Here is a 6,579-nt window from a genome sequence, read left to right as displayed (position 1 = left end):
CACGCCGCCTTCGGTGACGCTTGGCGAAGCGGTCAGGGTGGCGGTGGTGGTGTCGACCGAGTCGTTGATCACGGTCTGTGCCGGAGTCGGGTTGGGCACCAGGTTCTCGAAGTTGCCGCCGGTGGCGCCGGTGATGGTGGTGCTGACCGTGCTGCCATTGTTGTAGACGTCGTTGGGCGGGGTCTGGAAATCGACCGAGCCGCTGGACTTGCCAGCCTCGACGGTGATCGTCTGGCCGTTGGACAGGGTGACGGTGACCGGCGTTTGCGCCGGGTTAGTCAGGGTCACGGTGTAGGTGATCACGCCGCCTTCGGTGACGCTTGGCGAAGCGGTCAGGGTGGCGGTGGTGGTATCGATCGTGTCGGTGATCTGGGTCACCGCAGGCGTCGGGTTCGGCGTAACGATCAGGCCATTGCCACCGGTGGTACCGGTGATGGTGGTGGAAATCTGGCCACCATCGATGTACGGCGTGTCATTGGCAGGAATGTTGACGTTGACCGAGCCGCTGGTCTGGCCAGCCGGAATCACGATCACCGCGCCGTTGGACAGGGTGACGGTCAGGTTGCTCTGCGGCGCCTGGCCAACCGTGGCGGTATAGACGATGACGCCGCCCGCTTCGCTGATCGAAGGGGTGGCGCTCAGGCTCAGGCCGGTTGGAATGGGATTGTTGTTGGTGGTGGTGTCGTTGTTGCTATCCAGCCCACCGACTTCTTCGTTTGCCAGGCCTGCGGCGAAGCCCAGGGGGCCGGTGGGGAAGCCGATGCTCGGGTCGACAACGCCTGCGGTTTCTTCCAGCAGCACGAAGCTGTGGCCACCACCGACCGAACCACCACCTGCGGCAGTAGGGCCGGCAGCGGGCGCTTCCAGCTCGGTGGTCGGGTCGACGCCGGAGGCGATGGCCTGTTGCAGCTCTTCGATCGAGGGTGCGGCCTGCGCAGTGGCCTGGGCCAGGTCGGTGCTGCTGTCGGGCGCATCGGCGCTCCATTGAGAGTCGCGGCCCAGGTCGAGCATGCGACCGTCGGCCAATTCCAGGGTCACGGCGCCGCCCGGGCCGGTAAGGACTTCCTCGCCTGCGAACAGGCGGTCGCCTTCGATCAGCACGCGCTTGATGCCTTCCGGGGATACTGCGATGACTTGGCCAACAATGCTTTTGACGATGGCAACGACAGTGCTCATGGAACTCTCCGGGATGTGTCTCAATTGGCTTCCGGCCGGCGTGCGAACCTGCTTCCGCTGGAATGTTACAAAAATGATTTGACGCTTTTATTCGTCAATTTCACGTCAATAATTTTCGGCTATTAAGTTTATGCCAAAGTATTGACCTTCCTCTCGCCATCCTAAACAATCGGCAAACTAATGTCACATTGATATTTGGGTAAAAGCCTCTTCCTTTCGTATTAATTACGTACAGTCTCGCAAGCTCGCCAATCGTTCAGTTTCGGCCGCAATTTTCACGGGCCAGACCCGCTTCGGCCGTGATTTGGGACAACAGCGCCACTTGGGAATCAGTAAAAATGCGTGCGTCACTTTTCACCGTTCTTCCTCTCGCCCTTGCAGCCTCCATTGCCCAAGCACAAACCCTGCCGCAAGCCATGCAACAGGCCTTGGACGTGCACCCGGAAATCCAGGCCGGGGTCAACGCCCGCACCGCCGCGGACTATCAACTGCGCGCCGCGCAGGGTGGTTACCTGCCGCGCGTCGACATGACCGCCGGCTACGGCCGCGAGGGCAGCGATTCGCCGAGTACGTCGCATCGCTGGGAGACCTTGAACCGCGGCGAGTCAAGTATCCGTCTTCGACAAATGGTTTTTGACGGTTTCGCCACCTCCAGCGAAGTCGGCCGTCAGCAAGCCACCGTCAATGCCCGCGCCTACTCCCTGATGGGCACCTCCGAACGCACCGCGCTGACCGTCGCCCAGGTCTACCTCGATGTGCTTTCGCGCCGTGAGATGGTGCGCCTGGCCGAAGACAACCTGCGCAACCACGAACGCATCCTCGACCAGATCAAGCTGCGCACCAGCCGTGGCGTAGGCCGCCTGGCCGACCTCGACCAGGCCGAAGCGCGCCTGGCGCAGGCGCGCAACAACCTGATCACCGAACAGACCAACCTGGCCGATGCCAACACCAACTACCTGAGCGTGGTCGGGCAGATGCCTGACGAACTGAGCGCGCCCGCGCCGTTCATCGACCTGCTGCCGGCCACCCTGGACGAGGCGCGCCACCAGATGGTCGAGAGCAGCCCGATCCTGCGTTCGGCAGAATCCGACATCGCTGCGGCCGAAAAACAATACGAAGCAGCTAAGTCTAGTTTCTATCCACGTTTTGACGCGGAGCTCGGACGGACGGCAGACAACAATCTCGACGGCTCTGTCGGCCACAACAATGAATGGCAGGCCATGCTGCGCATGAACTTCAACCTGTACGCCGGTGGCAGCAACAAGGCCGACCTCGAATCGAAGTCGTATCTGGCCAACCAGGCGCTGGATATCCGCAACAACGCCTTGCGTCAGCTCAATGAGGAGTTAGGCTTGGCATGGAATGCTCTGGACAACGCCAACGCCCAGTTGCCGATCGCCCAGCAGTATGTCGATCACAGCACCCGGGTGCGCAGCGCCTACCAGCAGCAGTTCGGTCTGGGCGAGCGAACCCTGCTTGACCTGCTCGACAGCGAGAATGAAACCTTCACCGCGCAACGTCGTCTGGTTGAAGTGAAGAACACGCAGTTGTTTACTCAGTACCGAATCAAGGCGACCATAGGTCAACTGCTGAAGAGCCAGGGTGTCGTAGCCCCCATGGCGACCGTCGTACAGAACGATCTGAAGCCAAAGGTGAACCTGCCAGGCATGAACTGAAGGCGCACCTGTCCTATCCAACCGCAAGGATGAAGAGAGCGCCGCGTGGAATCTGAAGTCAGTCGAGTACAACTCAACCATGATCCACGCAGTCAGCATGACGATCCGCTACTGGACAGCCTGCTGACCCTGTGTGTCCTGCACCAGAAGCCCGCCAGCCGGGCCATGCTGACCACCGGCCTGCCGCTGCCGGCGCAGCGCCTGAGCGTCGAGCTGCTGCCGCGCGCCGCCGCGCGCGCGGGCTTGCAGGGGCGTTTGCTGCAGCGCAAGCTCGAGCAGATCCCCAGCATGGCCATGCCGGCCATGCTGCTATTGAAGGAAGGCCGCAGCGCCGTCCTGGTCGGTTGGGAAAATGAAGACACCGCGCGCCTGCTGCTCAGCGAGAGCGACGGCGGGGAAGTGCTGGTCACCCGCGAGGCGCTGCTCAGCGACTACAGCGGCAAAGTGTTCTTCGCTCAGCCGCAGCACAAGTTCGACGTCAACCACGGGAACTTGATCCCGCGCGCCCGCTCCTGGTTCCGCGACACCCTGATGCGCAGCAAATGGCTTTACATCGACGCCATCGCCGCCAGCCTGGTGATCAACCTGATTGCCCTGGCGGCGCCGCTGTTCGTGATGAACGTCTACGACCGCGTGGTTCCCAACCAGGCCACCTCGACCCTGTGGGTGCTGGCAGTGGGTATCGCCGGAGCCTATGTCTTCGACCTCATCCTCAAGGGGTTGCGCAGCCTCTGTCTGGACCTCGCCGGCAAGAAGACCGACCTGATCATTTCCGCGACGCTGTTCGAGCGGATCGTCGGTATGTCGATGAAGTACCGCCCCGCGCGTGTCGGCAGCTTTGCGCAGAACATCCACGAGTTCCAGGGGCTGCGCGACTTCCTCGCTTCGCTCACCCTCACCAGCCTTATCGACCTGCCGTTCACCCTGCTGATCCTGATGGTGATCGCCATCATCGGTGGGCACCTGGTATGGATTCCGGTTTTGGCCTTCCCGCTGGCCCTGGGCATCGGCTATGCCCTGCAGAAACCATTGATGGCGACGATGGAGCGCACCATGGCGCTCGCTTCCGAGCGCCAGTCCAGCCTCATCGAGACCCTTGCCGGGCTGGATGCGGTAAAGGTCAACAACGCCGAGAGCGAGCGCCAGTACATGTGGGAGCAGACCCTCGGCACGCTCAGCCGCCTCGAACTGCGGGTCAAGGTGCTGTCGGGCCTGGCGATGAACATCACCATGCTGATCCAGCAGCTCGCCGGTGTGGCGATGATCTGTGTCGGCGTCTACCTGATCATCGACGGCAACCTCAGCATGGGCGGCCTGGTGGCCTGCTACATGCTCAGTGGCCGCGCGCTCGGCCCGCTGGGTCAGCTCAATGGGCTGCTGGCCCGCTACCAGCAGGCCAAGGTGACCATGGTCGCGACCGACCAGATGATGGAACTGCCCCAGGAGCGCAACTTCGAAGAGCGTCCGCTGAGCCGCCAGGTATTGCAGGGCGCGGTCGAGTTCCGCGGCGTCGAGTTCACCTACCCGAACCAGCAGAACCAGGCACTCAAGGGCATCAACCTGGTCATCCGGCCTGGTGAGAAAGTCGGCATCATCGGCCGCAGTGGTTCGGGCAAGAGCTCGCTGGCCAAGTTGATCGTTGGCCTTTATGAGGCCGACGGCGGCTCGCTGCTGGTGGATGGCGTCGATATCCGCCAGATCGACGTCAGCGAACTGCGCCACAACATCGGCTACGTGCCCCAGGATATCCAGTTGCTGGCCGGCACCCTGCGCGACAACCTGGTCAGCGGCGCCCGCTACATCGAAGACGAGCTGATCCTGCAGGCCGCAGAGCTGGCGGGCGTGCATGAGTTCGCCCGCCTGCACCCCGACGGTTACGAGCTGCAGGTCGGCGAGCGCGGCCAGAATCTCTCCGGCGGCCAGCGCCAGAACGTCGCCCTGGCCCGTGCGCTGCTGCTCAATCCGCAGATCCTGCTGCTCGACGAGCCCACCAGCGCCATGGACAACACTGGCGAAGAGCGACTCAAGCAGCGCCTTGGCGCGGTGATCGAAGGCAAGACCGTGCTGCTGGTCACTCACCGGGCGTCGTTGTTGTCGCTGGTGGACCGGTTGATTGTCATCGATCGTGGACAGATCGTCGCGGATGGCCCGAAAGCCGCCGTCATGGAAGCGCTGAAGAAGGGGCAGATCAGTGTTGCATAAGCTGGATATCGGGCGTTTCAAGGACAACCTGCGCCGCTACTTCAAGGGCTCCGAGTCGCTGGCAGGCCAGCCGCTGCCAGAGGTCAACAAGGCACTGATCGAAGATGCCCCGCGCATCGTGCGTCTGACCATCTGGGGCGTGATCGCCTTCTTCGTGTTCCTGATCGTCTGGGCCAGTGTCGCGCCCATCGATGAGGTGACGCGCGGCGAAGGCAAGGCCATCCCGTCGTCGAAGGTGCAGAAGATCCAGAACCTGGAAGGCGGGATCGTTGCGCAGATCTACGCCAAGGAAGGGGAGATCGTCGAAGTCGGCCAGCCGCTGTTGCGCCTGGACGAAACGCGCTTCGCCTCCAACGTCGACGAAACCGAGGCCTCACGCCTGGCCATGGCGCTGCGTGTACAGCGCCTGAGCGCCGAGGTCGAGGACAAGCCACTGCAGATCGACGAGGAACTGCGCAAGGCCGCGCCGAGCCAGGCAGCCAGCGAGCAGTCGCTGTACCAGAGCCGCCGCCAGCAACTGCAGGATGAAATCAGTGGCCTGGAGCAGCAACTGGTGCAGAAGCAGCAGGAACTGCGCGAGTTCAACTCCAAGCGCGCCCAGTACGCCAACAGCCTGCAGTTGCTGCGCCAGGAAATCTCCATGTCCGAGCCGCTGGTGGCCCAGGGCGCGATCTCGCAGGTCGAGGTGCTGCGCCTGCGTCGCGCCGAAGTCGAGAACCGTGGCCAGATGGACTCTACCGCCCTGGCCATTCCCCGCGCCGAGGCGGCGATCAAGGAAGTGCAGAGCAAGATCGAGGAAACCCGCGGCAAGTTCCGCAGCGAGGCCCTCACCCAGCTCAACGAGGCTCGCACCGAGCTGAACAAGGCCACGGCCACCAGCAAGGCGCTGGATGACCGGGTCAACCGCACAATGGTCACATCGCCGGTGCGCGGTATCGTCAAGCAACTGCTGGTGAACACCATCGGCGGCGTGATCCAGCCGGGCAGCGACATCATCGAGATCGTGCCGCTGGACGACACCTTGGTGGTGGAAGCGAAGATCCTGCCCAAGGATATTGCCTTCCTGCACCCGGGGCAGGAGGCCACGGTCAAGTTCACCGCCTACGACTACACCATCTATGGCGGCCTGAAGGCCAAGCTCGAGCAAATCGGTGCCGACACCATCACCGATGAAGACAAGAAGACCACCTATTACCTGATCAAGCTGCGCACCGAGAAGAGCCATCTGGGCTCGGATGAGAAGCCGCTGCTGATCATCCCGGGCATGGTCGCCACGGTGGATATCCTCACCGGCAAGAAGACCATCATGAGCTACCTGCTCAAACCAATCATCAAGGCCCGCTCCGAGGCGCTGCGCGAGCGCTGATCACGACCCGGCCCGGTGGTCCCTGTAGGAGCGGGCTTGCCCGCGAAAAAGACACCGCGCTGCCTGGCACGGGCTACGCCCGTGTTCGCGGGACAAGTCGGGGCGCCGAACCGCCGCTCCTACACAGAAACTCCCGCAGTTTTTCCACCAGGCCATCGC

4 protein-coding genes are annotated in these 6,579 nt (G+C 62.8%); 3 read left to right on the top strand and 1 reads right to left on the bottom strand.

Going from position 1 to position 6,579, the window contains the following annotated elements; translation table 11 throughout:
* The coding region (locus HU729_RS15415; protein ID WP_186710855.1) for a retention module-containing protein at positions 1–1,176 on the bottom strand (1,176 nt) is incomplete at its 3' end.
* 338 nt (positions 1,177–1,514) lie between these two features.
* On the opposite strand from HU729_RS15415, the gene HU729_RS15410 reads away from it, so the two are divergent.
* The 3 genes from HU729_RS15410 to HU729_RS15400 are packed head-to-tail and all read left to right on the top strand — an operon-like array spanning position 1,515 to position 6,420.
* On the top strand, positions 1,515–2,852 hold the full coding sequence (locus HU729_RS15410) for a TolC family outer membrane protein (RefSeq protein ID WP_186665445.1): 1,338 nt from the start codon (positions 1,515–1,517) through the stop codon (positions 2,850–2,852).
* Positions 2,853–2,897: 45 nt separating this feature from the next.
* Positions 2,898–5,054 carry a type I secretion system permease/ATPase gene (locus HU729_RS15405; RefSeq protein WP_186665447.1) on the top strand — a complete coding sequence of 719 codons (2,157 nt, stop codon included), beginning with the start codon at positions 2,898–2,900 and terminating at the stop codon, positions 5,052–5,054.
* Positions 5,044–6,420, top strand: a complete 1,377-nt coding sequence (locus HU729_RS15400; RefSeq protein WP_186710848.1) for an HlyD family type I secretion periplasmic adaptor subunit — start codon at positions 5,044–5,046, stop codon at positions 6,418–6,420. Before HU729_RS15405 ends, HU729_RS15400 begins: the two co-directional genes overlap by 11 nt.
* Positions 6,421–6,579 lie beyond the last annotated feature (159 nt).

It is taken from the genome of Pseudomonas sp. RW10S2 (assembly GCF_014268985.1).
In the GTDB taxonomy this organism is placed as follows: Bacteria; Pseudomonadota; Gammaproteobacteria; order Pseudomonadales; family Pseudomonadaceae; genus Aquipseudomonas; species Aquipseudomonas wayambapalatensis.
Note: the sequence above shows the minus strand (reverse complement) of the source record. Positions and strands in the feature narration are given on the sequence as shown.

Coding starts and splice junctions, on each gene's coding strand:
- HU729_RS15410 (WP_186665445.1), top strand. CDS start 1,515: ATGCGTGCGTCACTTTTCACCGTTCTTCCTCTCGCCCTTGCAGCCTCC.